This window comes from Micromonospora sp. SCSIO 07396, from assembly GCF_053667945.1.
In genome coordinates this window covers 4,400,819-4,424,555 of sequence record NZ_CM132210.1, presented here as the reverse complement: position 1 = coordinate 4,424,555, position 23,737 = coordinate 4,400,819, and the positions used below count along the sequence as shown (strand labels likewise).

Sequence of the window (23,737 nt, the reverse complement as noted above, 5' to 3'; positions counted from 1 at the left end):
GCGCGCATGGGTGGGTGGGTGCGGTGACTCAGCCTTTGGACGCGCCCAGGGTCAGGCCCTTGACGAACTGCTTCTGCAACAGGAAGAAGATCACCAGGGTGGGGATGGCGACCAGCACCGAGCCGGCCGACACCAGGTTGTTGTCGGTGAAGAACTCGCCGCGCAGGTTGTTCAGCGAGCTGGTGACCGGGAACTTGTCGCCGGTGCGCATCAGCACGGTGGCCCAGAAGAACTCGTTGTAGATCCAGGTCACCTCCAGGGTGGCCAGGGCCGCCAGCGCCGGGCGGCACAGCGGCATGGTCACCTGCCAGTACTGCCGCCAGATGCTCGCCCCGTCCACCATGGCCGCCTCGTACAGGTCGCGGGGCAGCGCCTTCATGTAGTTGCTGAGCACGAAGACGCAGAAGCCGCACTGGAAGGCGACGTTGACCAGGATCAGCCCCCAGTAGCTGTCGTAGAGCAACTCGGAGTCGCTCATGAACTCCGGCAGCGGCACCTCGGTGAAGATCCGGAACAGCGGGATCAGCAGCGCCTGCTGGGGCAGCAGGTTGGCGGCGGTGAACAGCCCGAGCAGGACGATGTTGAGTTTCCAGCTGAACCGGGCGATCACGAACGCCACGCACGAGGCGAGGAACAGGGTGAGCAGCACCGCCGGGACGGTGATGTAGACCGAGTTGAGGAAGTGCTTGCCGAACTCGGCGGTCTGCCAGGCGGTGACGTAGTTGTCGAACGTCCACCCGCCGAACGAGACGTACCCGTTGGCGGCGGTGTAGGCGTACGAGCGCAGCGAGGTCAGCACCGCCCAGAGGATCGGGAAGAGCCAACCGACGGCGACCGCGCCGAGGAACAGGTGCAGCACCACCCGGGCGGGGCGCAGCGGCCGGCGGCGCGGGGCCGGCTTCGCCGTCGGCGTCGACGCCGGTGGTCGGGTCACGGTCGACGCGCTCATCGCCGGTTCTCCCTCATGACGACGGCCAGGTAGATGGTGATGAAGACCAGCGAGACGGCCAGCATGATCGTCGCCAGGGCGGAGCCGAAGCCGATCCGGCTGGCCTCGCCGACGACGTTCTGGGTCACCAGGGCGGAGATCAGCTCCAACCCGTTGCGGCCCTTGTTGATCACCCAGACCAGGTCGAACGCGCGCAGCGACTCGATCACGGTCACCACCAGCACGATGATGTTGATGGGTCGCAGCACCGGGAAGATCACCCGGAAGAAGGTGCTGGTCTCCGACGCGCCGTCGACCGAGGCGGCCTCCCGCAGCGACGGGTCGACGCCCTTGAGCCCGGCCAGGTAGAGCAGCATGATGTAGCCGACGTGCCGCCACCCGGCCGCCACCAGCACCGCCCAGATGTTGACGTTCGGGTCGCCGTACCAGTCGGTCTGGCCGCCCAGGACGGCGTTGAGCAACCCCTGGTCGCGGGAGTAGATGAGCTGCCAGACGAAGCCGATCAGCGCCAGCGAGAGCACCACGGGCAGGTAGAGCGCGGTCTGGTAGAACCGGCTGCCCCGGATCTCCTTGTCGAGCAGCACGGCGAGGAACATCCCGAACGGGGTGGCCACCACGAACAGGGCGGCCAGCCAGAGCAGGTTGTTCTGCAGCGCCGGCACGAACGGCGGGTAGATGTTGACCACGTCGGAGTAGTTCCGGCCGCCGACCCAGTCGATTTCGCTGAGCGGCCCGATGCCGTCCCAGTCGGTGCCGGAGAGCGCCACGGTGGCCAGTGCGGGCAGCCAGACCAGCGCGACCACCAGCAGCAGCGGTACGAGCACCATCAGCGTGATCACCACGCGGTCGGTGCGGGACAGGAGCCGTAGCCGCCGGCCGCGACCACCCGGGGAGGGGGTGGTCGTGGCCGGCGACGACACGGCGTGATCCGCCTGGATCAGGGGCAGGTCGGACACGACGGTCCTCCCCCTCTCGCCGTCAGCTGGTGAAGATCGACTTCTTCTGGTTCTCGATGCTGTTGACCAGCCCGTCGATGTCCTTGGGGTTCTTGATGAACTGCTGGAGCGCCGGGATGATCACGGTGGAGGCGAAGTCCGGCCGGGTGTCCCGGTCGAGGAACTGGGCGATCTCGGTGGCCGAGCCGACCAGCTCGGCGGCCTTCTTCTGCAGGGCCGTGTACCCGCTGGTGTCCGCGCCGCTGTTGGCGACCAGCGTGGTCGGGTCGTTCTTCACCGTGATGTCGGCGGCCTCCTTGGAGCCGACGAACTCCAGCAGCTTCTTGGCGTTGGCCTCGGCCTTCGGCTTGCGGGCCAGCATGTAGCCGTCGATCGGCGCGTCCAGCGCCTTGGCCCCGATGGCCGGGTCGATCTCGGGAAAGGTGAAGAAGTCGATGTCGTCCTGCTCGTCGTTGCCGAACTGCTGGGCGACGAAGAGGCCGAGCAGGTACATGCCGCTCTTCTTCTGCTGCAACGACTGGGCGGCCTCCTGCCAGGTGCGGCCCAGGCTGTCCGGCTGGTGCAGCGGGAGCAGCCCGGCCCAGGTGTCGAAGACCTTCTTGACCTTGTCGGAGGTCCACGCCTCCTTGCCCGCCATCAGGTCGATGTGGAACTGGTAGCCGTTGATCCGCAGGTTGAGGATGTCGAACGTGCCCATCGCCGGCCAGCCGTCCTTGTCGGCGAAGGCGATCGGGGTGAGGCCGTCCCGCTTCATCTGGGCGCTGAGGGTGGTGAGCTGGTCGAGGGTGGTCGGCACCTGGTAGCCGTACTGCTTCCAGACCGACTTGCGGTAGAACACCGCCCACGGGTAGTACGACGAGGGTACGAAGTACTGCTTGCCGTCGTCCCCGGTGGACGCCTTCTTGAACGCGTCGGAGTAGCCGGAGAGCTTGCCCCACAGGTCGCTGATGTCGCCGGCCAGTCCCTTGGCGGCGAAGAAGCGCATCCGGTAGCCGGCGAACCACATGAACACGTCGTCCGGCTTGCCCTGGAGGTAGTTGTTGATGTTCTCCTGGTAGGTGTTGTGGTCCACCGTGTTGATCTTGGTGGTGATGCCGGACCAGGTGGTGAACCCGTCCATCACCTTGGCGATGACCCCCTTGGGCTGCGGGTCGGACTGGTTGGAGCCGACCGACACCTCCTTGCTGTCGCTGCCCGAGTCGGAGTCGGAGCCGCAGCCGGCGAGCAGCCCGGTGCCGATCAGCGCGCCCGCGCCGACTCCGGTGAGCAGGGAACGTCGTCCGATGCCGGCGACGGAGGACGGGACGAGCCGGGCGAGATACTCGGCTTCGGTGCGGGGACGGGACATGGTGCCTCCTGCGGAAGAAGAGGTGCGCTGCGCCCGAGGGCCGTCAGTGGTGGTGGGGGAGCGGCTGTTCGGGAATGCCAACATAGATCCACCGAGAACGAACATTGGCAAACACAAACTCCCGGTGGCGCTTGAAGCTACCCGTCCGTACGCGCCTGTCAAGAGGGCAGCTCCGGATCGGTATCGCCGAAGCCGTACGGGATCCTGGTGGTAAACGTTGGAAAGCGGGTCCGTGTTGGAAAGTGTTGACTTGATCGACCGCTAGGGGCACGCTCTGCTCTCATGCGGCAACACGGCACCTGGCAGGGCGACGGAATCTACTTCGGCGCCGACTACAACCCCGAGCAGTGGCCCGAGCAGGTCTGGGCCGACGACGTCGCGCTCATGCGCCGGGCCGGGGTCAACCTCGTCTCGGTCGGAATCTTCTCCTGGGCCCTGCTCGAACCCGCCCCCGGCCGGTACGAGTTCGACTGGCTCGACCGCGCCCTCGACTTCCTGCACGCCGGGCGAATCCAGGTCGACCTGGCCACCGCCACCGCCAGCCCGCCGCCGTGGCTGGCCCACCGGCACCCCGAGACGCTGCCCCGCGCCGTCGGCGGCGGCGTGCTGTGGCCCGGCGGACGGCAGGCGTACTGCCCCAGCTCGCCGATCTTCCGGGAGCGCTCGCTCGCCCTGGTCGACGCGGTCGCCGACCGGTACGCCGAGCACCCCGCCGTCGTCATGTGGCACGTCTCCAACGAGCTGGGGTGCCACAACGTGCACTGCTACTGCGACGTCAGCGCCGAGGCGTTCCGAGGCTGGCTGCGGGAGCGCTACGGCGACCTCGACCGGCTCAACGACGCCTGGGGCACCGCTTTCTGGAGCCAGCGCTACCACGACTGGGCCGAGATCAACCCGCCCCGGTCCACGCTGACCATCGCCAACCCCACCCAGCAGCTCGACTTCCTGCGCTTCTCCTCCGACGAGCAGCGCGCCCAGCTCCGCGCCGAGCGGGAGGTGCTCAAGCGGCGGGTCCGGCAGCCCGTCACCACCAACTTCATGATCGGCATGGCCAAGCACATGGACTACCACTCGTGGGCGTCCGACGTCGACCTGGTCGCCAACGACCACTACCTCATGGCCACCGACCCGAACGCCCACCTCGGCCTGTCGTTCGCCGCCGACCAGACCCGCAGCGTGGCCGGCGGCGACCCGTGGCTGCTGATGGAACACTCCACCAGCGCGGTCAACTGGCAGCCCCGCAACGTCGCCAAGACCCCCGGCCAACTCCGCCGCAACAGCCTCACCCACGTGGCGCGCGGTGCCGACGGGGTGCTGTTCTTCCAGTGGCGGGCCTCCCGGGCGGGCGCGGAGAAGTACCACTCCGCCCTGGTCCCGCACGCCGGCCCGGACACCAAGGTCTTCGACGAGGTCTGCCGGCTCGGTGCCGACCTCAAGGCCCTGGCCGAGGTACGCGGCAGCCGGGTCGAGGCCGAGGTGGCGATCCTGTTCGACTGGGAGGCTTGGTGGGGCGTCGAGCTGGACTCCCACCCCAGCGTCGACGTCACCTACCCCGACCGGATGCGGGCGCTCTACGACGCGCTGTGGCGGGCCGGGGTCACCGCCGACGTGGTGCACCCGTCGGCCGACCTGTCCGGCTACCGGCTGGTCCTCGTTCCCACCCTCTACCTGGTCCGCGACGTCGACGCCGAGGCGCTGCGCCGGTACGTGGCCGGGGGCGGGACGGCGCTGGTCACGTACTTCAGCGGGATCGTCGACGAGCACGACCACATCCGGCTCGGCGGCTACCCGGGGGCGTTCCGGGACCTGCTCGGGGTGCGTACCGAAGAGTTCTTCCCGCTGTTGGCCGGCGAGCGGGTGACCCTCGACGACGGGTCCACCGCCGACGTGTGGACCGAGTGGCTGCACCCGACCGGCGCGGACGTCGTCGCGTCGTACGAGGACGGTCCGCTGCCGGGCGTGCCCGCGCTGACCCGGCACCGGGTCGGTGACGGCACCGCCTGGTACCTGGCCACCCGGCTCGACGGGGCGGCCACCGACGCCCTGGTGGGCCGGCTGCTCACCGAGGCCGGGGTACGCCCGCCGGTAGCCGCACCGACCGGCGTCGAGGTGGTCCGCCGCCGGGCCGACGACCGGTCCTGGCTGTTCGTGGTCAACCACACCGACGCCGAGGCGACCCTCGACGTGACCGGCACCGACCTGCTCACCGGGCAACCCTGCGGCGGCACGCTGCGGGTGCCGGCCGGCGAGGTGGCCGTGGTCCGGGAGGAACCGGCGGTGGGCGGGGCGGTCCCAGCGGGTGAACCGTCCCCGGCCGCAGCGGCCTGACCTGCGTACCGTTCCCTCGTCCGCGCGGTTGGGAGGTTCGATGCTCGCTCAGCAACGGCAGAACGCCATCCTGGAGCTGATCCGGCAGCGCGGCGGGGTACGGGTCAGTCACCTGGTCAGCCGGTTCGGCGTCTCCGACATGACGATCCGCCGCGACCTGGAGGTGCTCGCCGAACGAGGGCTGGTCGACAAGGTGCACGGCGGGGCGACGCTGGCCGGCCCCGGGTCCGCCGAGGAACCCGGCTTCGCCGCGAAGTCGGTCCGCCAGCAGGACGAGAAGCGGGCCATCGCCGGCCGGGCCGCCCGGATGGTCGAGCCGGGGATGGCCGTCGCGTTGTCGGCCGGCACCACCACCGCCGCGCTGGCCACCCTGCTCGGCGACGTACCCGGGCTGACCGTGGTGACCAACTCGATCCCGGTCGCCGACGCGCTCTACCAGAACCCGCGCGTCGACCAGACTGTGGTGCTGACCGGCGGCATCCGTACCCCGTCCGACGCGCTGACCGGGCCGGTGGCCGAGGCGGCGATCCGTACCCTGAACGTGGATCTGCTCTTCCTCGGCGTGCACGGGATGAGCCCGCGCACCGGGTTCACCACCCCCAACCTGCTGGAGGCGGCGGTCAACAAACGGCTGATCGGGGCGGCCCGGCACCTGGTGGTGCTGGCCGACCACACCAAGTGGGAGACCATCGGCATCGCCACCATCGCCCCGCTGGCCGAGGCCGACCTGCTGATCACCGACGCCGGGCTGCCGGCGGACGGCCGCCGGCAGATCGGTGAACAGGTAGGTGAGCTGGTCGTCGTCGAGGTCGACTGACCCTGGCTCATCAAACGGGGTCGCACGGCCCGTCGTGGTCGGCCCGCGCCCGGCAGCGCCGCCGGTCCGGCAAGATCCGGTCACAGAACACCCACCGTCGTACGTGCTGGGCGTCCTCGGCGGACACGGTGGCCCCGGCGACCTCCACCCCCGGCACCAACGCCAACGACCGGGCCAACGCGTACGCGAACCGCAACGCCTGCTCCTCGGCCGTGACCGTGAGGGGCAGGTGCAGCACGTAGCGGGGACCGGTCGTCGGCCCGTGGCTCAGCACGGCGGACGGTTGGCCTGGGCGCTGCGGCGGTCCCGCAGCAGCCGCTTGAGCCTGGTGTTCTCCCCGGTCAGCCGGGTCACCTCCTGATGCAGGCTGGCCAACTCCAGGGCGAGCCGGATCAGGAACCGGCGCACCTCCCGGGGGTCGAGGCCCCGCCGTCCGAAGCCGGCGGTGGGGAACTGGTGGTCGCGGACCAGGACCGGATGCAGCCGGGCCGGCAGCGTGCCGTCGTCGCGGATCATTCGTCGCCTCCTGGTGGGTACGGGGTCGCGGGAACCTACGCCGCCGTGATAGGTATTCAGCAAGTCGGTCGGAGCCGGAAATTCGGCTTCATGTTGAGACCCGACGAGATCCGGTATGCGGCTGCCACCCGCGAGGCCGTCTCTCGTCACCTTCTCGGCTGTTGGCACAGCCGCGGTTACTGCGCTTGCACCGGGCGTCCCCGGGGGCCGGTGATCACCCTCACCCGAAGGCCACATTTCCAGTGGGTTGGAACTGGAGCAATGGTTCCTTCGCGGGCCTCGTCAACTTTTTCGAGAGGTGGATCATGCCGCACAAGCCGTTCATACGGACCCTGCGCGCGCAGTGGCTCGGCCAACAACTCCGCGCCCTCCGGGAGGAACGCGGGATGACCTTGAAATTGGTTTCCGAACACCTGCAACGTGACATGTCCGCACTCGGCCGCTACGAGCGGGCGGACTGGCCGATCCGCAAGGGCGACGTCGTCGCACTGCTCGACCTCTACGGCTTCCACCACGCCGCCGAGCGGGCCCGCCTGCTGGCGCTGGCCGAGGACGTGTGGCGCACCGACCGCTGGGACGAGGACTACGGCGACGTCGTCGACTCGTCCTTCATCGAGTACCCGTGGCTGGAGGGCCGCGCCGACAAGGTGTGTTGCTTCCACATGACCCTGGTGCCGGGGTTGCTCCAGACCAGGGCCTATGCCGAGGCGGTGATCCGGAACGCGGCGGAGCCGGAGGCGTCCGAGTCGATGATCGACCGCTGGGTCGAGCTACGGCTCTCGCGCCAGGAAGTTCTCTCCAAGGAGCGACCGCTCACGATCCATACCGTCATCGACGAATCCGTCGTGCGTCGCCGTGTCGGTGGTGCCCAGGTTCTTCGGGACCAACTCGCACACCTGGTGAAACTCCAGGCCCTACCGCAGGTTCGTATCCAGATCATGCCGTCCTCGGTCGCCCTCCACCAAGGACTCGACGGCACGTTCTGGATCTTTCACCTTCCCGAGCCGTACCCTGCGGTTGCTTACGTCGAATCCCTCGGCGGCCGGCTCTACATGGAGTCGCCCAAAGCCGAACGCTTTCTCCGTGCGTACGATCGATTGTCGAAGTCCGCACTCAGCAAGGACGAGTCGACCGCCCTGATGGGGGCCGTTGCAGAGGAGTTGGCATGAACGACGCTATGCCCGAGGTCGCCTGGCACATCAGCACCAAGAGTGACAGCAACGGCGGGAGTTGTGTGGAGGCGGGGCCGGTGCTCGACGGCTCCGGTCGGGTGGCTGTGCGGCACAGCAAGGCGCGGGACGCGGCGACGATCGTCTACACCGCCGACGAGTGGGCGGCCTTCGTCGGTGGCGTCAAGGACGGCGAGTTCGACTTCACCGAGGCTTCTCACTGACAGTCGGGCGGGACGAGGGGGCGGCGACCTGGTCGCCGCCCCCTCCCATCACCTCGGGTCGAGCTTCTGCAACTCGCGCCAGAGCTTGTTGATTGGCGGGAGTTGTCCGTGCAGCGAGCAGGTCGAAGGTCGCCACCAGCGGAGCCTGGCCGAACGTCGGCTGGTCCGGATGGGATGATCCGCCTTACGAGCAAACCCATGGCTTTGCGTCTAACGCCGATCTGATGGTCTAGACAGTTCGCTAACCGAGCGCCCTGTTCGTCGCGCGTGTGCTCGGCCGAAGCGCAGGTGCTTGATTGCACCTGACAATCAAGCACCTGCTCATATCAGTGACATGCACCGGGAATCATGCGGTCTAGATAGTGCACACAAGGCATTAATTCCCCTTTGTGTCTGCACTAGCGTCTTGCGGCTCGCAGCTCTTGCTGTATGCGCCTGGTCAATGCGAGCTTTGCTGTGTTTTCGGCCGGAACCAACTCCTCGTATAGTCGGCTCCATTCTTGTGAAGTTTGCTCCGCGTGTAGTCGCCTAGATATAGGATCCGCTTTGAGGTCGATCGTTATAAGATAAAATGACTTTGCAATATCCTGTATTCGTGTGCGCCAGGAATCGAATAGGTCGATTACCTCATCGGAACCATGCGTGCGTAGCAGTGCGTCGGCAGTCGAGTCAGTTACAAGATGAAGATGTATGGGTGCGTCGCTTTTATCTAGCGCCCCATTCGGGTGGCTTGCGTTTGCCCAAAAAGAAACCCGTTGAACCTCCTTTAAGGTTTCGGCATATGCGATCGCCTGCCGTTCTTGGCGCCGCTGCTCGCTCGCCAAGCGAAGATCGTGTTCGCTCTTCTGCTTGGCTAGCTCCAGCTCGTGTCGATGCCTCTCTTTGGCAAGGCTCTCGGCATGCTGACGACTCTTTTCGCTCGTCTTGAAGGAGGCAACGATGCCCGATATGCCAATAAGCGCACCGAAGCCGCTCGCCGTAACCGGCACTATCCACTCCCAGGCCATGCCTCATTCTTGCCATGGGGTGCAATGTTCGGAAGTGCCCCCACGGGGCGGCTGCGCCGCTGAACAGCACGAAAAACGCCGACTGTAGCACATGTGCTATGCTTGGCCCGTGCATGAGGTAGGGCTGCGAGAGATGCGGCAGAACGCCAGCGACCTGGTCCGTCGGGCACAGGCGGGTGAACGCTTGACGATCACCGTTGCCGGCCGCCCGGCAGCCGTGCTCGGTCCGGTCAGTCCCCGAACCTGGCGCGAGTGGGACGACCTTGCCGGTGTGTTCGACCAACCCACCGACGCGGCGTGGGCAGGTGACCGTGATCTCTTGGACGACACCGTCACCGATCCGTGGGCCGAGCGGTGAGCCGCGGCATCCTCGACACCAGTATCCTCATCGCCAACGACGTAACCCCGATTCCGGGTGAACTGGCCATCAGCGTTGCCAGCCTCGCCGAACTCCAGTTCGGTGTCCTGGTCGCAAAAACCGCCGAGGCGAGGGCGCTCCGGTTGGCGCGGCTGAGCACCATCCAGCGCCGATTCGATCCGCTGCCCATCGACGACGTGATCGCTGACAGCTACGCACAACTGGCCGCCCGCGTCGTCGAAACCGGCCGGCAGCCGCGAGCCAGAGTGATGGACCTCCTCATCGCCGCAACCGCCCATGCCCACGACGCTGCCGTCTACACCCGAAACGCCGACGACCTCGCAGGGCTCGAAGATCTCATCACAATTCGCACAATCTGACGTGACTCGCTCCTGGAACCCGAGGTCCTGGGGCGGCGATTTCCCGACGGCTGCCGACTGTGTCATTCGGGCTGGATCTCGTACAGCTCTGGGCTCGCTTCCATGTGGGACGTGGGGTTCAGGGGAGTCTGTCGGGTGGTGGTAACTGGCTCGATGCCGTAGCCGGCGAGCCAGGTGCCTCGCGCCTGAGCACCTGGGGCCGTGCCACACCGATAAGGAGTCCATCCACCAGTTCCTCCTGACATCGACCCGGCTCCGGGTACCCGTCAGACCGATGACAGTGCGCCCTCCGGAGTAGCCCCCATTGCCGGCGCGGCGTCGGGTATGCGACTGGCAAGAGCGCGTTCTGCCCGCGCCAGGTGTAATGAAGGCCCTCGCGCCCACTGACCGAGGAGGGCATGAATGTGGCAATGGTGGCGTGCGTTGAAACCCGCTGAGCAGGTGGCGGCGCTCAGCGTTCTGGTGACGCTGTTGGTGGGTGTCGTGGCGGCTGTGCCGGCGTACCGTTCAGCCGGCGAGAAGAACCAATCAGGTTCCGAGCAGCCGATCAGCCACCCGCCGACACCGACACCGACACTGTCTCCGCCGTGGACACCGTCTCCATCCGAAACACCGAGCAGTCCGCCTCCCACGCAGACCCCGGCGTCCACGACGACCCCGCCAGCGCCCCCGACACCGCCGGTGCGATTCACCATCAGAATGTCGAAACTGGTGCCGAACTGTTCGGACGTCTCCGGCACGGGAGATGAACCGGGTGGTGGGCGGATGGCCGTGCTCTTCGTCCGTCCGGCCGGCACACCGAACTACTTCTACGAGCAGCCGCTGCATTTCGACGCAGCCCCTCATACCTGGCGGGCGAACCGGGTCGTCGTCGGCGACTCGACATCGGTGGGAAAGAGCTTCGAGCTCCACGTGTACGTCGTCAGCGACGGATACGTGAGGGAACTCGCGAAGCACGACGGCGCGCCCTACTCGGTCCCCAGCGTGCCCGGCGAGCGACTGGCCTCGATCTCCGTGAAGCGGAGCGACGAACTCGGTAACTGCTGAGTCACCCCGGGTGGCTCCACCCGGGGCTCGATGCCGTAGTCGGCGAGCCAGGTGAGCAGGTCGTCGCGGTGGGCGTGGACGAGTGAGCCGCCTGTGAAACGGACGTCGTCGGTTACCTCGGCGACGACCTGCGGGGGTGGACGGAAGGAACGTGCCGCCTCGTCGGTGGTGAATTCGGCCTTAGCGAGGACCAGACCGTGCAGCGGTGGGTCGAAGACGTCGATGCCCAGCGGTGGGACGCTCAGGCGTGTCTTGGACAGGGTCGCGGCGGGCAGGCGGGCAAGGAGTTCGTATTCGGCAGGGGACAGGTAGATGTTCGTGATCAGTCCCTGGATGTGGCCCGGCCGCTCGGCGGGTACCTTCTGGGTCAGCTTGAACCCGCAGGCCCCGCCGGGAAGGGTCTCGTCCCGCCGTAGGCGTAGCCGGGTGCCGGGCAGGTACCGGTCGGTGATGCGCCGGCTGACGGTGACCGTGGCTGGCAGCGGCGGTCCGGCCAGCAGGAACCGTCTCTCCCGCTCGACCCGTGCGTACTTCCCGCCCCGGGTGGGCCTGTCGGGCATCGCGTCCTTCTGCGATGTCATGCCGCTGTCTCCCTGTCCTGCGGGCAGTGGCGCATCGTCACAGTGGCCACGGTCCTTCTGCCCCGGCTTCGGTCGTACCCGGGCCGGGGCCTGCCGATTGTGGTTCGAGGACGCGGAGGGCCGCATCCAGCCGGTTGTCGAGCGGTCCGCTCAACTCCAGGACAGGGGTGTCCTTCCAGGCGTCGAGCGGGTCGTCGTACACCAGTTCCAGGAGTGCGTCGTTCATTCGCGAGCGGAGGCCCGGCAACTCCGCGGTGGGCAGGATCCGCTCGCTCTCCGGCGTGATCACCGAGATGACCAGTAGATCGAGGGTGGCGAACGCGAGCCGCAACGTGGAGGCATCGGCCTGCTCCGACGGGTCCGCGCCGTTCGCGACCAGGTATGCGAGGTAGTCGAGCGGGGTGCGGTCGAAGACGGCCATGGGGGTCGACGGCGACCGCAGACACCGGACCGAACACGCCAACATCGCCCGGTAGTCCTCCGACGACGGCGGGAAGTCGAACTCGTACCCCTGTTCCTCCAGAAGGTGGTACGGCTCGTCGACCACGACGTATCCCGGCAGACGCGCACACAGCGCCTCGGCCAGCGTGGTCTTTCCGATCCCGTGCGTCCCGGAGATCGCGACCCTCATCCGCGCTCCCGCCCCTCGACCATTCCCGGCGATCATAGGTTCGGGCTCTGCGGCAGTTGCCAGGTGCCACCGCGGTCCTCCCTGGCGAGTCGTGCCACGAGATCGGGGATGTGTAGCGCGGTGGCCACCCCGGCGACGGCGAGGAAGGCGTCGATCGCGCGTTGCGTCATCGGCATGGCCAGGCTGAGGATCTTGGGGTTCACGCCGCCCTGGATCTCGTCGACGAACGGCCGTAACTCGGTTTCGTAGTTGGCCAGGGCGGTTGGCAGGTTGTCGGGGTGACGGTTGATCTGACCGGCCAGCACGTAGGCATCGACGAGTGCACCGGAGATGCCCATGCCGCTGTAGGGCGAGGCACAGTGGGCGGCATCGCCGGCGAGGACGACCCGGCCCTTGGCCCAGGTGCCGATGCGGACCTGGGTGACCTCCTGGGAGTAGAAGAAAGGGCTGGTCCGCATCCCGTCGATGAAGCGGCGGACCTGCCAGCCGGCGTCGGCGAAGCGGTCGGCCCAGAATGCCTGTTGCTCCTCGACCGGGCTGCGGTGGATGGCGGAGAGCTCGGCGGAACTCTCCCGCTTGACGAAGTACGCCTGGGTTTCCGTCGTGCTGTGGCTACGGCGCATGATCTGCCGGCCGCCGGGGGCGAGGTAGGTGTCCCGGATGCGACCGTCGGAGGCGATCCGGGGTACGAACCAGTACGCCATGTGGATCCCGGTGCGCCAGTACGGATCCTGACCTTCCGGGAGCAGGGCGCGGCGGATGCGGGAGCCCTGCCCGTCGGCGCCGACGAGCAGATCGAACTCCTGCGACGGGGCTTCGGAGAAGTGCGCCGTCACCGTGCGTTCGTCCTGGTCGAAGCCGTCGACGCGCACGCCGAAACGGAAGTCGACATCCCCGTCGTTCGCGTCGTGGAGGATCTGCACCAGGTCGCCCCGCATGATCTCGTACTCCGAGGTCAGCGTCTGCCGACCCCTGCCGGAGGTGTTCGCCATGATGGTGGCCCGCGGCCTGCCCTCGCGTCGACGAACGCCACGCCGGTCTCGTCGACGCGCCTGGCCCTGATTTCGTCCAGCAGCCCCATGGCCTTCGCGGCATCGATTCCCTGCCCCCTCAGGTCGACCTGTGCGCCGTAGGCGCGCAGTTCCGCGAAGCGCTCGGCGACGACGACCCGGTGCCCGCCCCGTGACAGCCAGAAGGCGAGCGCCTCGCCGGCCACTCCGGCCCCGGCGATGAGGATCCGTAGGGAACGACCTGGTGGTCTGGTGCCCATGACCCCGACCTCTCTATCGGTGATAGGTTGCCGGGAAGCATTACCTATCGGTGATAGGTTGCCAAGGTGGCGAAACTGGACCGCGCGACCGTCGTCGCCGAAGCGCTTGATCTGCTCGACGAGGTGGGGCTGGATGGGGTGAGCACCAGGCAGTTGGCCAAACGGCTCGGCGTTCAACAGCCGTCGCTGTTCTGGCACTTCCGCCGGAAAGAAGACCTTCTGGCGGCGATGGCCGAGGCGGCGATGGCACCGCACGCGAACGCTCCGCTGCCGCAACCCGCTGACGACTGGCGTGAGTGGTTCCTGGAGAACACGCGCAGTTTCCGGCGGACGCTGCTGATCCGCCGGGATGGCGCACGCCTGCACGCCGGCCTGCTGCCCGGCCCCGGCGACCTCGGCAGGCTTGCGCACAAGATGGCGTTCCTGACGGGCGCCGGAGTACGGGAGGCGGACGCCCGGATGGCGATGCTCGCCGCGAGTCGCTTCACGGTCGGCTGCGTCCTCGAAGAACAGGCCGACGACGGACGGCAGGACAGCGCGAACGTGCCGCCCATCGGTCACGAAGCCGCCTTCGAGGCAGGCCTGGCCCTCATCCTCGGTGGTCTCGTCGCCCGGGTGTCGACCGCAGGCCGCTGACGTCCCTCGATCACATCCCCGGCCGACGGCGGGTTCTCGTGCTCGCAGAGGGCCTTCACCCGCTGTGGAACGGCGGCGACGTCAGCGTGCCGTACCCTCTCGGCGGTGACCCAGTGGATCGCAAGGCCAAACGACGCAAGTAGACATGCCGCAGCCCCATTCCGGCGAAGAAACCTCCACCCCGGGTCGTGGATCACCAGGCTCCGGCCACGACGGCGCGCTCACGCGCGGGCCGTCAGCGTACTCTCGGTTGCGGTCCTCTCCCTGGCCACGGCGGCAGTGGCGGTCCCGGTCGGACCGGCGATGGCAAGCGACTGGGCGGGGGACATCACCAAGGCGTCACCGGCCAACCAGACGTGGATGAGCCGCCTGCCCAGTTCGACGAGCCTCGCCTGGATGTCGATCCCGGGGACCCACGACAGTCTCGCGATGTGCGGCTCGTCGTCCAGCTCGAACCCGCCGGCCCCGATCGACCCCAGTTGCGACCCGATCAGCACCGGGATCACCAAGACGCAGGAGTTCCACGGCTGGAGCGGGGAGACCCTGACGACCCAGTACAACGCCGGCATCCGGGCTATCGACATTCGGGTGCGCGTCGACAAGAGCGATGACGGAGGACTGCGGTTCACCGTCCACCACGGTCCCTACTACCAGTACGCGAACTTCGACGACGTACTCGGAAGGACCCGTGACTTCCTGGCGGCCAACCCGGGCGAGACGATCCTGCTGAACCTCAAGGCTGAGTGCCTCGGCGGGAGCACCTCGTGTTCCGACGCCAGCGGCTATCCCGGCGACACGTGGGCGACCAGGATCTTCCAGGGATATCTGGATGGGAAGACCTATACCGGTGTCGGGAACGACACCATCCCCGGCACGTCCTACCGGGACCTGTTCTACGACGAGTCGGTCGACGCCGACGGCCGGGCCGCCACCCCGACCCTGGGTGACGTGCGCGGCAAAGTCGTCCTCACCGGGTTCCGCAACAAGAACGGCGGCCTGTTCAGCGGGTACGGCTTGCAGGCCCTGTACCCCACCAACGACGGCGGCAACGAGTACATCCAGGACGACTGGGAAATCGACACGATGTTCGACATCGACGAGAAATGGGAGAAGGTACGCACACACCTGCGGAGGACCAATGGCGTCTGGGACCAGCAGCGACCCGGCGAGAAGGAGTACCCCTACCAGCCGGACGCGCTCTACCTGAACTACCTGAGCGCCAGCGGCAAGAGCGGTAGCGTCTGGCCGAGAACCGTCGCCGAGGGTGGCACTGTCACCGGGGTCAACGAGTTCCTCATCCAGTGCCTGCACGGGACCGACGGCCGGTGCCCGGAGTTCTATCCCGGCCGGCCCGGCAGCTTCGGCGGCCAGCCGGCACTCAAGCGCTTCGGCATTCTGATGATGGATTTTCCCGGCGGGAAGCTGCTGGACGAGATCCTCGCCTACAACCGGGACTGGCCCCCGGCCGGCGTCCAGTTCCCGCCGCTGCGGGTCATGCCGCTCGGTGATTCCATCACCTACGGCGAGCAGAGTACGGACGGCAACGGCTACCGCCGAAAGCTCTACGAGAAGCTGCACGTCAGAAGCAACGTGGTGGATTTCGTTGGCTCGGTGAAGACCGGCTCGATGGTCGAGAACGCCCACGAAGGTCACCGTGGCTGGCGTATCGATCAGATCGCGACGGCTGCCGTCTGCTGGGCGACCCAGTACCAGCCGAACGTGATCACGTTGCACGCCGGGACGAACGACATGAACCAGGACTTCAACCTGGCCCAGGCACCCCAGCGGCTGAAGAACCTGATCAGTCAGGCGTTGCAGGATTCGCCGAAGGCGGTGGTCGTGGTCGCGAAGCTGATCCCGACCGGTAAGGCCGGCCTGCAACCACGCATCGACGCCTTCAACGCCGAGTTGCCGCGCATCGTCGACGAGTTGCGTGCAGCCGGAAAGCGGGTGCTGCTCGTGGACACCGATGATCTGACGCTCACCGACGGTCTGGAGAACGACTCCCACCCTGACGACGAGGGTTACGACAAGCTCGGGCGGGACTTCTATGCCGGCATCGTGACGGCGAAGGATCTCGGCTGGATCCGCGACCTCGACCCCGAGAACCCCGATTCCACCTGTGACGACCCGAGCGACAGCGACCCCGATTCCGGGATCACCGCGCTCGGTGAGGGGTGGCGCAAGCTGGGTGTCATCGCCCCGGGCATGCAACGTCCCGGAAACTACGATCGGACCGAGATCGCCGACATGGACGGCGACAAGCGGGCCGACTACGTGCAGATCCGTAAGGACGGCACGGTCCGGATCGCGATCAACACCGAGGATCTGCCCGGACAACCCACCTGGCTCTACTGGGGCGGTGGGACGGGAATCTTCGCGCCGGCCGGTGTCCACGAGGTGCCGTCGGATCCGTCGGCCCCGCCCATCGCGGATCAGCTCCGGTTGGCCGACATGGACGGTGACGGCCGTGACGACGTGCTGGTGGTGTCCGAAGTCGGGGCGATGGAGGTCTATTACAACAATGGCCCGTCCGGGTTCGTGCGCAAGGCCGGTGACATTGCTCCGGTGAGCAACGTCAATCGTGACCACATCCGGTTCGCCGACGTCAACGGCGACGGCCGTGACGACTACCTGCGCTTGGGCGCCACCGGTGAGGTGCACGCCTACGTCAACTACCCGACGTCGCTGGACCCCGGTGCCACCCGGACCACCGCGTGGCAGGTCAGGCTGAGTTGGGCGCCCGGCGTGAACGGGGCCAGCCGGTTCAACCTGCGCTTCGCCGACGTCGACAACGACAAGCGGGCCGACTACATCATGGTCGGTGAGCAGGGCAACGTGCACGCCTTCCTCAACCGGGGCGGGAAGGACGCGGGCGGGTTCGAGCAGCATCTCAACTTCGCCTACGAGTCCGGCTATCCCGGTGGGTACGTCCAGTTCAAGGACATCAGCGGCGACGGAAAAGCCGACTACCTCGTCGTCTACCGCGAAGGTGCGGTCCGTGCCTGGCTCAACCGCGGCGGCAACCTCTGATCCACAGGTAGCGCGGGTGCCCACCGTCCCAACGGTGGGCACCCGCGCTGCTTCCATGGTCTGACGTCATACCGTCGTCCCGGTCTGGTGGAGCGCTCGGCTGGCCTCGATGTGGGGGACGTGTTCGATGGCCCAGCCGGCGAGGGCCAGCGCGGGCGGGATGAGGCTCTTGCCGGTCGGCGTCAGCGCGTACTCCACCCGGGGCGGGACCTCCGCGTACGCCGTCCGCGACACCAGGCCGTCGTGCTCCAGGTGGCGCAGGGTCAACGTCAACATGCGCTGGGAGATGCCGGGTATCTGCTGGTGCAGCTCGGTGAAGCGCAGTGCGCCCGCGTCGAGGGTCGCCACGATCAGCAGCGTCCATTTGTTGCAGATGCGGTCCAGGATCGCCCGGATCGTCCGGCCGCCGTCGCCCCGGATCATGCAGGTGTGTTCGTACTGCGACATGACCACCCCCTGTGCCTTACGCACACCCGTGTGCCTTTTGTAAGCCCCCCGATAGTGACACATGATGTGGCTAGTTCCTTCTCGTAACCATTGGGTTCAGAGCTGGAGGGCCCGTCATGACACTCGCCTACTGGATCGTCGCCGCCCTGCTGGCCGTCTTCTATCTCTACGCCGGGGGTAAGAAGGTCGCCCAGAGCCGGGAGCAGTTGCAACCGATGATGGGCTGGGTCGACCGCGTACCCATGCCGTTGGTCCGGACCATCGGGGTGCTGGAGGTGCTCGGCGCGGTCGGCCTGGTCCTGCCGCCGCTGACCGGGATCGCACCCTGGCTCGCGGTCGCGGCGGCAGTCGGGTTCGTCCTGATCCAGGTCGGCGGCATCGCGGTGCACCTGTCCCGGGGCGAGACCCGCCAGATCGGGCTCAACATCGTCCTGCTGGTGACCGCCGCCGTCGCGATCTGGCTGGCCACCGTCTGGGTCTGAGCCGCACGAGGTCGTCCGCTGGCCGACGCGCCGCCTGCACCAGGCAGAATGCCGGGATGGCAATCGACAGGTCCGGGAAGTTGTGGCGCGGGGAGAACGTCGACGACCTCGCCGACTACCTCCGCTACTTCGCGGCAGGCGGCTACCCGGTGGACACGGTGGTGGAGTCCCGGTGCGCGGGGTGCGCCGGCCGGGCCTTCCGCGTCGACATCGACGAGGAGGAGGCGACCCGGCGGACCTGCCTCGCCTGCGGCGCGGTCGCCTACATCGGCGACAGCGCCGACTACTGGGACGAGACGGGCTACGACTCCTGCTCCTGCCCCTGCGGGGGTGAGGAGTTCGCCGTCGCGGTCGGCTACGCGCTCGGTGCCGACGGCGAGGTGCGCTGGATCAGCGTCGGCCTGAGGTGCCTCGACGACGGCACGCTCGGCGTCTACGCCGACACGAAGATCGACTACCTTCCGTCACGCCACCTCCTCGACCAGGCGTGAGGCGGGCGGCCCGTCCAGGGCACGGAGCAGCGCCGGTAGGCCACCGTGCACGAGGGGAAGGCCGCCGAGCTCGCTGAGCCCGACCCAGGCGAGGTCGTCGTGCTCGTCGGGCGCACGGTTGGTGGGGGAGCCGAACCAGGCTCCGACGTGCCACACACCCACGTGTACGGCGTCCTCGCCGCTGCCGGACCGCAGGTCGCCCAGCCGGGAGCAGGACTCCGCGACGATTTCGACGCCGACCTCCTCGCGCAGCTCACGGGCGAGGGCCTGTCGATCGGACTCGCCCGCCTCGACGTGACCCCCAGGCAGATCCCACAGATCCGGGTACGCCAGGCGGGCCGGACTGCGGTGCACCAGCAGGACCGCGTCGTTCACCACGAGCGCCCCGCAGACGATGATGTGCATGCCGGAATTCGAACACAGGGGTGGGACAGTCGGGCCGGGGCCGAAATTCGATGTCGTCGGCGGCGTGACGCCCGGTATACCGGGCAGATGCGTGAAGAGGTGCTTCCCGGCGGCAACACCACGGGTGCCGTGTTGATCGACGGTGTCGTACACAAGCGGGCGTCGCGGTGGACGACCACCGTGCACGCGGTGCTGCGGCATCTGGAGGATGCCGGGTTCGACGCCGCTCCCCGCGCCCTCGGCTTCGACGACCAGGGCCGCGAGATGCTCAGCTATCTGCCGGGGGAGACGATCGGCGGCCGGGAGCCCTGGCCCGGATGGGCGACGAACGACGCGATGCTGGTCCAGGTCGGCCGGTGGCTGCGCCGGGTCCACGACCTGACCGCCGACTTCACGCCGCCGCCCGACGAGTGCTGGTTCGTCGGCCGCACGATGGGCCCCGGGCTGGTCGTCGGGCACCAGGACGCCTCCCCGTACAACGCGGTGGTGGACGGTGACCGGCTGGTCGGGTTCTGCGACTGGGACACCGCCGGCCCGTCGTCGCGGGACTGGGACCTGGCGTTCTCCGCGCTGACCTGGGTGCCGCTGGCGTCACCGCGCGACGGCAGCCCGTTGGGCGACGACGACCTACGCGAGCGGGCCCGCCGGCTGCGCCTGCTGCTCGACGCGTACGGCTATGAGGGTGACCGGGATGGGTTCGCCGCCGCCGTGCCGCAGCGGGCCCGGCGGCAGGCGGGCGTGATCCGTCACCTGGCCGACGCCGGGGATGCTGCGGCGACCGCGTTGCTGCCCGTCGCGGCCCTGCTGGAGCGGTCCGCGGCCGACGTCGAAGCCCTTCCGGCGACCTTCTGGACGCGGTGACCGCACTCGTGGGCGGAGACGCCACCACCAACCCGCTCTTGCCGAGGTGAGCGCGTCGGCAACAACACGGACGCCCACGGAAACGATGAGCCTGCTCGGCCTGCTCCGCGAATGCGTCGATGGACGTACGGGCCAGTAGTCACATGAGCAGGGGTGCGCAGCCCTGTGGATCGTCGCGGACGAGTTCTGGGCCGAGGTCGAAGGCGGAGGCGCGGCTACCGTGGTGAGGGGGCACTACGGGAGGAACGGGTTTGACCGAGGGTTGCACGGTGACGGTGTGCCGGGACTGTTGCTGCGGCAGCCGGACCAAGCATCCGACGGTCGATCACGAGGCGCAGCTCGACGGTCTGCGAGAGGCTCTGGAGCCGGATCATCGAGTGCGGACCAGTCTGTGCCTGGACGTGTGCGCGCAGTCCAACGTGATGGTGGTGCAGCCCAGTCCGGCCGCGCGACGCCACGGGGCGCGGCCGGTCTGGTTCGGGCTTGTCGCCGACGATGCCGTGGTGGCTGATCTGGTCGCCTGGGTTCGGGCCGGTGGTCCGGGTGTGGCGGTGTTGCCGGCAGTGCTGGAGTTGTCGGTGATCACGTCGCCGGTGCTCACCGGTCGGTGAAGGCGGGCGGGGTCGGCGTGACCGGCACAGCCGGTCCCCGGGGGCGGGCGGCGGCTGCGGCCACGGTGGCCAGCTCTTCGGCGGAGAAGCCGGCGCGGCTCAGCACCGCCAGGGACTTGTTCGTCGCCAGCGTGCACAACGCCCACTCGGCGGCCTCCCGTTCGCCCGCGCCCGCCGCCAGCAACGCCTGTTCCAGCATCGCCCGTAGGCCGTCGATCACGGCCCGGACCATCGCCCGGCCCTCCTCGTCGAGGGCCGGGAACTGGGTGGCCGACACCGTGACCAGGCAGCCGTCCGGCACCGTCGGGTCGGCGATGCGGTTCAGGGTGACCTGGAGGAAGGCGGCCACCACGGCGCCCGGGTCCGGGTGGGGGCCACGCAGTGCCTGGTCGTACGGCGGGTGGTAGGTCTGCGTGTAGAGCTGGAGGCTGCTGCGGAAGAGGGCGCTCTTGTCGCCGAAGGTGCCGTAGAGCGAGCTGCGGCCCAGGCCGGTGCCCTCGGTGAGGCGGTCGATGGAGGCCTCCGACCAGCCCCAGCGCCAGAAGACGTGCATCGCCCGTCGTAGCGCCTCGTCCACGTCGAACTGCTTGCGACCCGCCATGGTCGTCAGCATACCCATCTTGTATCGATCGTTCCAAGATGGGTATGGTCGCCGGCATGACAACGCTGAGTTCGCTGCGACTGCCCGACGGCTTCACCGACGTCTTCGCCAGCCGGCTCGTCGAGCTGGACGGGCTACGGCTGCACGCCGTCACCGGCGGGGATGGCCCGCCGCTGCTGCTGGTCGGCGGCTGGCCGCAGACCTGGTACGCCTGGCGGATGGTGATGCCCGCGCTCGCCCGTACGCACACCGTCGTCGCCGTCGACCAGCGCGGGACCGGCCTCTCCGACAAGCCCGACGACGGGTACGACGCCGGCACGCTTGCCGCCGACCTCGTCGCCCTGATGACCGCCCTCGGACACGACCGGTTCGACGTGGTCGGCCACGACATCGGCATGTGGACCGGGTACGCCCTCGCCGCCGACCACCCCGGGCGGGTGGGCCGGCTCACCGTCGTCGACGCGATCGTCCCCGGGCTCACGCCGACCCCGTCGTTCTTCAGCCCGGCCGTGGTCAGCCAACGGTTCTGGCACTTCGGCTTCAACCGGCTCGACGACCTCAGCGAGGCGCTGGTCCGGGGCCGGGAGCGGCTGTTCTTCGGCTACCAGTTCGCCACCAAGGCCGCCACCCCGACCAGCATCCCCGCGTACGCCGTCGACGTCTACGTCGACGCGATCGTCGCGGACCCGCGCGGGCTACGGGCCAGCTTCGGCTACTACCGGGCGCTGGACGCGACGATTGCGCAGAACGAACAGCGCGCGAAGACCCGGCTGACGCTGCCGGTGCTCGCCATCGGCGGCGCGCTCTACAGCGGCGCGTTGGTCGCCCGGACGATGCGCCTGGCCGCCGACGACGTCACCGAGGCGGTCATCGACGACTGCGGCCACTACGCCGCCGAGGAGCAACCGGCCCGGTTCACCGAGATCCTGACCGGCTTCCTCGGTGGCGGGCCGACGTCGGCCGTGTCACACGGCTGACGCCGGCCCGCCCCCCGTTCGCCTGCTCGTCAGGAGCGGGCCCGCTCCGAGGTGACCGGGGTGGTGAAGAACTCGGCCAGCGCGTCGACCAGGTGCTGCGGAGCCCGGTTGAGCGCGTCGTGACCGGCGCGCGGCACCACCAGCGTGCGGGCGTGCGGCAGTGCCCCGGCCAGCGCCTCGTTGATCGGCCGGTAGTAGGGCGGGCCACTGCCGCCGCAGGCCAACAGCACCTCGGCGGTGACGCCGGCCCACCGCTGCGGCGAACTGTCGTGGTGCTGGATCAGCGCGCTCTCGTCCAGGGTGGACGGCAGCAGCTCGCCCATGCCGCGCCCGATCGGCGTACGCAGGAACAGCCGGCAGATGGCCACCTGGACGGCCAGTGGCAGGCGCGACGTGGCCGACTGGGTGTTGAGGCCGGCCCCGGTGATCGCCATGGCGCGGGCGATGTCGCCCGCGTGTGCCGCCGCGCGGGCGGCGGGCACCCAGTCGAGCGGGAACAGGCCGTTGACCTGCACCGCCGGGTCGTAGAGGGCGAGCCGGTCGATCGGCAACCCCCGGGCGGCGGCGCGCAGGGCCACGAAGCCGCCGCCGCTGTGGCCGAGCACGTTGCCGACCCCGGTGGCGGCCAGCAGCGCGGCGAGGTCGTCGACGTCCTGCTCGCCGTCGTAGGGCTCGGCGCGGGCCGCCGCGTCGTCCCGCCCGCGGCGGTTGTAGAGGTGCACGGTGAACCGGTCGGCCAGCCGCAGGGCCAACCGGCGGTAGATGCCGATGGTGACGCCGCCGCCGTGCACCACGATGATGCCCGGCCCGCTGCCGGTGGAGTGGAGCACGATCTCGGCGTCGTCGGCCGCCGGTACCCGCTGCACGGTCCAGTGCTGTTCCATCTCGTCCTCCCCGACATCGAAACCGCGAACGGCGTTTGCAGTTTTAGAGTGTAGCGGTGACCTCACCCGACGAGCCAGCGCGTCCGCCGATCTGGTCCCGGCCGACCCGGGGGCAGCGCGGTCCCGCGCCTTCGCACTCCCGGGACGAGATCGTGGCCGCCGCGATCGCGGTGGCCGACGCCGACGGCATCGGCGCGGTCTCCATGCGGGCGGTCGCCGCCGCGCTGCACACCGGCGCCGGCTCGCTCTACCGCTACCTGTCCTCCCGCGACGACCTGCTCGACCTCATGGTCGACCGGGCCGCGGGTGAGCTGCGCCCCTACCCGGAGGCCGGCGACGACTGGCTCGACACCATGCTGCTTCTCGCCCGTCAACAGCTCGACCTCTACCGGCGGCACCCCTGGCTGGTGGCGGTCCTGCCCCGGCCGACCGCCCCCGGCCCGCAGAGCCTGGCCTGGTTCGACCACTGCCTGTCCGTCCTGCGGCCGGTGCCGGCGGCGACCACCACCAAGTTCGAGGCGATCGCCGTGATGACCGGGGTGACGTCGCTGTTCGCCCGGCAGGAGACCGCCGCGCCGCCGGTCGGCTTCACCGGCATCGACCTGTCGGCGTACCCGAACCTGGCCGCCGCCATCACCGACCCGTCACCGTCCGCGCCCCGCGACCTCTTCGCCACGACGGTGCGCAGCGTCCTGCGTGGACTGCTCGTCGACCACGCCAAGTGAGGT

The 23,737-nt window shown here is 68.6% G+C and carries 29 protein-coding genes; 15 read left to right on the top strand and 14 right to left on the bottom strand.

Translation table 11 applies throughout. From position 1 onward, the window contains the following. Positions 1-28: 28 nt before the first annotated feature. From ACWCHM_RS18870 to ACWCHM_RS18860, 3 genes are read right to left on the bottom strand one after another with little or no spacing between them, the layout of a single operon-like run. Positions 29-949 carry a carbohydrate ABC transporter permease gene (locus ACWCHM_RS18870; RefSeq protein ID WP_204924071.1) on the bottom strand — a complete coding sequence of 307 codons (921 nt, stop codon included), beginning with the start codon at positions 947-949 and terminating at the stop codon, positions 29-31. After that, complete coding sequence (locus tag ACWCHM_RS18865) at positions 946-1,905, bottom strand: carbohydrate ABC transporter permease (protein WP_454219229.1); 960 nt, start codon at positions 1,903-1,905, stop codon at positions 946-948. The genes ACWCHM_RS18870 and ACWCHM_RS18865 overlap by 4 nt, the downstream gene beginning before the upstream one ends. 22 nt (positions 1,906-1,927) lie before the next feature. Continuing rightward, the gene (locus ACWCHM_RS18860; RefSeq protein ID WP_454219228.1) at positions 1,928-3,253 is read right to left on the bottom strand and encodes an ABC transporter substrate-binding protein; all 1,326 of its coding nucleotides are present in this window, start codon (positions 3,251-3,253) and stop codon (positions 1,928-1,930) included. Between the two features lie 282 nt (positions 3,254-3,535). Here ACWCHM_RS18860 and ACWCHM_RS18855 point away from each other — a divergent pair, with 282 nt between their 5' ends. After that, positions 3,536-5,581 carry a beta-galactosidase gene (locus tag ACWCHM_RS18855; RefSeq protein WP_454219227.1) on the top strand — a complete coding sequence of 682 codons (2,046 nt, stop codon included), beginning with the start codon at positions 3,536-3,538 and terminating at the stop codon, positions 5,579-5,581. A gap of 40 nt (positions 5,582-5,621) precedes the next feature. Then, on the top strand, positions 5,622-6,398 hold the full coding sequence (locus ACWCHM_RS18850; protein WP_088642199.1) for a DeoR/GlpR family DNA-binding transcription regulator: 777 nt from the start codon (positions 5,622-5,624) through the stop codon (positions 6,396-6,398). Positions 6,399-6,408: 10 nt separating this feature from the next. Here ACWCHM_RS18850 and ACWCHM_RS18845 read toward each other — a convergent pair whose 3' ends face one another. Together ACWCHM_RS18845 and ACWCHM_RS18840 are read right to left on the bottom strand one after the other, a co-directional pair. Further along, positions 6,409-6,672 (bottom strand): hypothetical protein, encoded by a 264-nt coding sequence (locus ACWCHM_RS18845; protein WP_374760039.1) that lies wholly within the window; start codon positions 6,670-6,672, stop codon positions 6,409-6,411. Continuing rightward, entirely contained in the window at positions 6,666-6,914 is a 249-nt protein-coding gene (locus ACWCHM_RS18840) for a DivIVA domain-containing protein (protein WP_204957155.1), read from the bottom strand. Before ACWCHM_RS18840 ends, ACWCHM_RS18845 begins: the two co-directional genes overlap by 7 nt. Before the next feature lie 305 nt (positions 6,915-7,219). Between ACWCHM_RS18840 and ACWCHM_RS18835 the strand changes: the two genes are divergently transcribed. Next, positions 7,220-8,083 (top strand): helix-turn-helix domain-containing protein, encoded by an 864-nt coding sequence (locus ACWCHM_RS18835; protein ID WP_454219226.1) that lies wholly within the window; start codon positions 7,220-7,222, stop codon positions 8,081-8,083. Beyond that, positions 8,080-8,307: a DUF397 domain-containing protein gene (locus ACWCHM_RS18830; protein ID WP_454219224.1), complete on the top strand. Its 228-nt coding sequence runs from the start codon at positions 8,080-8,082 to the stop codon at positions 8,305-8,307. The genes ACWCHM_RS18835 and ACWCHM_RS18830 overlap by 4 nt, the downstream gene beginning before the upstream one ends. 398 nt (positions 8,308-8,705) lie before the next feature. Here ACWCHM_RS18830 and ACWCHM_RS18825 read toward each other — a convergent pair whose 3' ends face one another. Beyond that, positions 8,706-9,314, bottom strand: coding sequence for a hypothetical protein (locus ACWCHM_RS18825; RefSeq protein ID WP_454219223.1), 609 nt, complete (start codon positions 9,312-9,314; stop codon positions 8,706-8,708). Between the two features lie 91 nt (positions 9,315-9,405). Here ACWCHM_RS18825 and ACWCHM_RS18820 point away from each other — a divergent pair, with 91 nt between their 5' ends. The 3 genes from ACWCHM_RS18820 to ACWCHM_RS18810 all read left to right on the top strand — a co-directional run bounded on the left by ACWCHM_RS18820 (position 9,406) and on the right by ACWCHM_RS18810 (position 11,099). Beyond that, positions 9,406-9,672 (top strand): type II toxin-antitoxin system Phd/YefM family antitoxin, encoded by a 267-nt coding sequence (locus ACWCHM_RS18820; RefSeq protein WP_454219221.1) that lies wholly within the window; start codon positions 9,406-9,408, stop codon positions 9,670-9,672. Continuing rightward, on the top strand, positions 9,669-10,052 hold the full coding sequence (locus tag ACWCHM_RS18815) for a PIN domain-containing protein (RefSeq protein ID WP_454219219.1): 384 nt from the start codon (positions 9,669-9,671) through the stop codon (positions 10,050-10,052). Before ACWCHM_RS18820 ends, ACWCHM_RS18815 begins: the two co-directional genes overlap by 4 nt. A 423-nt stretch (positions 10,053-10,475) precedes the next feature. Further along, a complete protein-coding gene (locus ACWCHM_RS18810; RefSeq protein ID WP_454219218.1) occupies positions 10,476-11,099 on the top strand; it encodes a hypothetical protein in 624 nt (207 codons plus the stop codon). On the opposite strand, the gene ACWCHM_RS18805 is transcribed toward ACWCHM_RS18810, so the two are convergent. Genes ACWCHM_RS18805 through ACWCHM_RS18790 form a run of 4 tightly spaced genes read right to left on the bottom strand, consistent with a single transcriptional unit; the run spans position 11,021 to position 13,581 of the window. Beyond that, a complete protein-coding gene (locus ACWCHM_RS18805) occupies positions 11,021-11,680 on the bottom strand; it encodes a hypothetical protein (protein ID WP_454219216.1) in 660 nt (219 codons plus the stop codon). The genes ACWCHM_RS18810 and ACWCHM_RS18805 overlap by 79 nt on opposite strands. A gap of 37 nt (positions 11,681-11,717) precedes the next feature. After that, positions 11,718-12,311, bottom strand: coding sequence for an AAA family ATPase (locus ACWCHM_RS18800; RefSeq protein WP_454219215.1), 594 nt, complete (start codon positions 12,309-12,311; stop codon positions 11,718-11,720). Between the two features lie 32 nt (positions 12,312-12,343). Next, complete coding sequence (locus ACWCHM_RS18795) at positions 12,344-13,303, bottom strand: FAD-dependent monooxygenase (RefSeq protein ID WP_454219214.1); 960 nt, start codon at positions 13,301-13,303, stop codon at positions 12,344-12,346. Further along, entirely contained in the window at positions 13,267-13,581 is a 315-nt protein-coding gene (locus ACWCHM_RS18790; RefSeq protein ID WP_454219212.1) for a hypothetical protein, read from the bottom strand. The genes ACWCHM_RS18795 and ACWCHM_RS18790 overlap by 37 nt, the downstream gene beginning before the upstream one ends. Positions 13,582-13,647: 66 nt before the next feature. Between ACWCHM_RS18790 and ACWCHM_RS18785 the strand changes: the two genes are divergently transcribed. Both ACWCHM_RS18785 and ACWCHM_RS18780 read left to right on the top strand, forming a co-directional pair. Beyond that, positions 13,648-14,217, top strand: a complete 570-nt coding sequence (locus tag ACWCHM_RS18785; RefSeq protein WP_454219211.1) for a TetR/AcrR family transcriptional regulator C-terminal domain-containing protein — start codon at positions 13,648-13,650, stop codon at positions 14,215-14,217. 105 nt (positions 14,218-14,322) lie between these two features. After that, positions 14,323-17,250: a phosphatidylinositol-specific phospholipase C domain-containing protein gene (locus ACWCHM_RS18780; protein ID WP_454219210.1), complete on the top strand. Its 2,928-nt coding sequence runs from the start codon at positions 14,323-14,325 to the stop codon at positions 17,248-17,250. A 66-nt stretch (positions 17,251-17,316) separates the two neighbouring features. On the opposite strand, the gene ACWCHM_RS18775 is transcribed toward ACWCHM_RS18780, so the two are convergent. Beyond that, the gene (locus ACWCHM_RS18775) at positions 17,317-17,697 is read right to left on the bottom strand and encodes a winged helix-turn-helix transcriptional regulator (protein WP_454219209.1); all 381 of its coding nucleotides are present in this window, start codon (positions 17,695-17,697) and stop codon (positions 17,317-17,319) included. 116 nt (positions 17,698-17,813) lie between these two features. Between ACWCHM_RS18775 and ACWCHM_RS18770 the strand changes: the two genes are divergently transcribed. Beyond that, positions 17,814-18,179 carry a DoxX family protein gene (locus ACWCHM_RS18770; protein WP_454219208.1) on the top strand — a complete coding sequence of 122 codons (366 nt, stop codon included), beginning with the start codon at positions 17,814-17,816 and terminating at the stop codon, positions 18,177-18,179. 56 nt (positions 18,180-18,235) lie between these two features. Further along, positions 18,236-18,670: a hypothetical protein gene (locus ACWCHM_RS18765; RefSeq protein WP_454219207.1), complete on the top strand. Its 435-nt coding sequence runs from the start codon at positions 18,236-18,238 to the stop codon at positions 18,668-18,670. Here ACWCHM_RS18765 and ACWCHM_RS18760 read toward each other — a convergent pair. Next, positions 18,644-19,075, bottom strand: a complete 432-nt coding sequence (locus ACWCHM_RS18760) for an NUDIX domain-containing protein (protein WP_454219206.1) — start codon at positions 19,073-19,075, stop codon at positions 18,644-18,646. The genes ACWCHM_RS18765 and ACWCHM_RS18760 overlap by 27 nt on opposite strands. An 87-nt stretch (positions 19,076-19,162) precedes the next feature. Between ACWCHM_RS18760 and ACWCHM_RS18755 the strand changes: the two genes are divergently transcribed. Next, positions 19,163-19,936, top strand: coding sequence for a phosphotransferase (locus tag ACWCHM_RS18755; RefSeq protein WP_454219205.1), 774 nt, complete (start codon positions 19,163-19,165; stop codon positions 19,934-19,936). Positions 19,937-20,205: 269 nt separating this feature from the next. Further along, positions 20,206-20,547 carry a hypothetical protein gene (locus ACWCHM_RS18750; RefSeq protein ID WP_454219204.1) on the top strand — a complete coding sequence of 114 codons (342 nt, stop codon included), beginning with the start codon at positions 20,206-20,208 and terminating at the stop codon, positions 20,545-20,547. Here the strand turns inward: ACWCHM_RS18750 and ACWCHM_RS18745 are convergent. Next, positions 20,534-21,148: a TetR/AcrR family transcriptional regulator gene (locus ACWCHM_RS18745; RefSeq protein WP_454219202.1), complete on the bottom strand. Its 615-nt coding sequence runs from the start codon at positions 21,146-21,148 to the stop codon at positions 20,534-20,536. The two genes, ACWCHM_RS18750 and ACWCHM_RS18745, sit on opposite strands and share 14 nt — an antisense overlap. A gap of 56 nt (positions 21,149-21,204) precedes the next feature. Between ACWCHM_RS18745 and ACWCHM_RS18740 the strand changes: the two genes are divergently transcribed. Next, entirely contained in the window at positions 21,205-22,125 is a 921-nt protein-coding gene (locus tag ACWCHM_RS18740; protein WP_454219201.1) for an alpha/beta fold hydrolase, read from the top strand. A 29-nt stretch (positions 22,126-22,154) separates the two neighbouring features. Here the strand turns inward: ACWCHM_RS18740 and ACWCHM_RS18735 are convergent, their stop codons facing one another. Next, entirely contained in the window at positions 22,155-23,009 is an 855-nt protein-coding gene (locus ACWCHM_RS18735) for an alpha/beta fold hydrolase (protein WP_454219199.1), read from the bottom strand. 56 nt (positions 23,010-23,065) lie between these two features. Here ACWCHM_RS18735 and ACWCHM_RS18730 point away from each other — a divergent pair, with 56 nt between their 5' ends. Beyond that, positions 23,066-23,734, top strand: a complete 669-nt coding sequence (locus tag ACWCHM_RS18730; RefSeq protein WP_454219198.1) for a TetR/AcrR family transcriptional regulator — start codon at positions 23,066-23,068, stop codon at positions 23,732-23,734. Positions 23,735-23,737 lie beyond the last annotated feature (3 nt).

What these genes read in the sequence shown, in the direction of transcription:
- ACWCHM_RS18795 (WP_454219214.1), bottom strand. Translation starts at nt 13,303, where the DNA reads ATGGCGAACACCTCCGGCAGGGGTCGGCAGACGCTGACCTCGGAGTAC.
- ACWCHM_RS18790 (WP_454219212.1), bottom strand. Translation starts at nt 13,581, where the DNA reads ATGGGCACCAGACCACCAGGTCGTTCCCTACGGATCCTCATCGCCGGG.
- ACWCHM_RS18805 (WP_454219216.1), bottom strand. Translation starts at nt 11,680, where the DNA reads ATGACATCGCAGAAGGACGCGATGCCCGACAGGCCCACCCGGGGCGGG.
- ACWCHM_RS18840 (WP_204957155.1), bottom strand. Translation starts at nt 6,914, where the DNA reads ATGATCCGCGACGACGGCACGCTGCCGGCCCGGCTGCATCCGGTCCTG.
- ACWCHM_RS18820 (WP_454219221.1), top strand. Translation starts at nt 9,406, where the DNA reads ATGTGCTATGCTTGGCCCGTGCATGAGGTAGGGCTGCGAGAGATGCGG.
- ACWCHM_RS18825 (WP_454219223.1), bottom strand. Translation starts at nt 9,314, where the DNA reads ATGGCCTGGGAGTGGATAGTGCCGGTTACGGCGAGCGGCTTCGGTGCG.
- ACWCHM_RS18765 (WP_454219207.1), top strand. Translation starts at nt 18,236, where the DNA reads ATGGCAATCGACAGGTCCGGGAAGTTGTGGCGCGGGGAGAACGTCGAC.
- ACWCHM_RS18755 (WP_454219205.1), top strand. Translation starts at nt 19,163, where the DNA reads ATGCGTGAAGAGGTGCTTCCCGGCGGCAACACCACGGGTGCCGTGTTG.
- ACWCHM_RS18835 (WP_454219226.1), top strand. Translation starts at nt 7,220, where the DNA reads ATGCCGCACAAGCCGTTCATACGGACCCTGCGCGCGCAGTGGCTCGGC.
- ACWCHM_RS18850 (WP_088642199.1), top strand. Translation starts at nt 5,622, where the DNA reads ATGCTCGCTCAGCAACGGCAGAACGCCATCCTGGAGCTGATCCGGCAG.
- ACWCHM_RS18760 (WP_454219206.1), bottom strand. Translation starts at nt 19,075, where the DNA reads ATGCACATCATCGTCTGCGGGGCGCTCGTGGTGAACGACGCGGTCCTG.
- ACWCHM_RS18855 (WP_454219227.1), top strand. Translation starts at nt 3,536, where the DNA reads ATGCGGCAACACGGCACCTGGCAGGGCGACGGAATCTACTTCGGCGCC.
- ACWCHM_RS18740 (WP_454219201.1), top strand. Translation starts at nt 21,205, where the DNA reads ATGACAACGCTGAGTTCGCTGCGACTGCCCGACGGCTTCACCGACGTC.
- ACWCHM_RS18775 (WP_454219209.1), bottom strand. Translation starts at nt 17,697, where the DNA reads ATGTCGCAGTACGAACACACCTGCATGATCCGGGGCGACGGCGGCCGG.
- ACWCHM_RS18860 (WP_454219228.1), bottom strand. Translation starts at nt 3,253, where the DNA reads ATGTCCCGTCCCCGCACCGAAGCCGAGTATCTCGCCCGGCTCGTCCCG.
- ACWCHM_RS18770 (WP_454219208.1), top strand. Translation starts at nt 17,814, where the DNA reads ATGACACTCGCCTACTGGATCGTCGCCGCCCTGCTGGCCGTCTTCTAT.
- ACWCHM_RS18870 (WP_204924071.1), bottom strand. Translation starts at nt 949, where the DNA reads ATGAGCGCGTCGACCGTGACCCGACCACCGGCGTCGACGCCGACGGCG.
- ACWCHM_RS18745 (WP_454219202.1), bottom strand. Translation starts at nt 21,148, where the DNA reads ATGGCGGGTCGCAAGCAGTTCGACGTGGACGAGGCGCTACGACGGGCG.
- ACWCHM_RS18800 (WP_454219215.1), bottom strand. Translation starts at nt 12,311, where the DNA reads ATGAGGGTCGCGATCTCCGGGACGCACGGGATCGGAAAGACCACGCTG.
- ACWCHM_RS18830 (WP_454219224.1), top strand. Translation starts at nt 8,080, where the DNA reads ATGAACGACGCTATGCCCGAGGTCGCCTGGCACATCAGCACCAAGAGT.
- ACWCHM_RS18735 (WP_454219199.1), bottom strand. Translation starts at nt 23,009, where the DNA reads ATGGAACAGCACTGGACCGTGCAGCGGGTACCGGCGGCCGACGACGCC.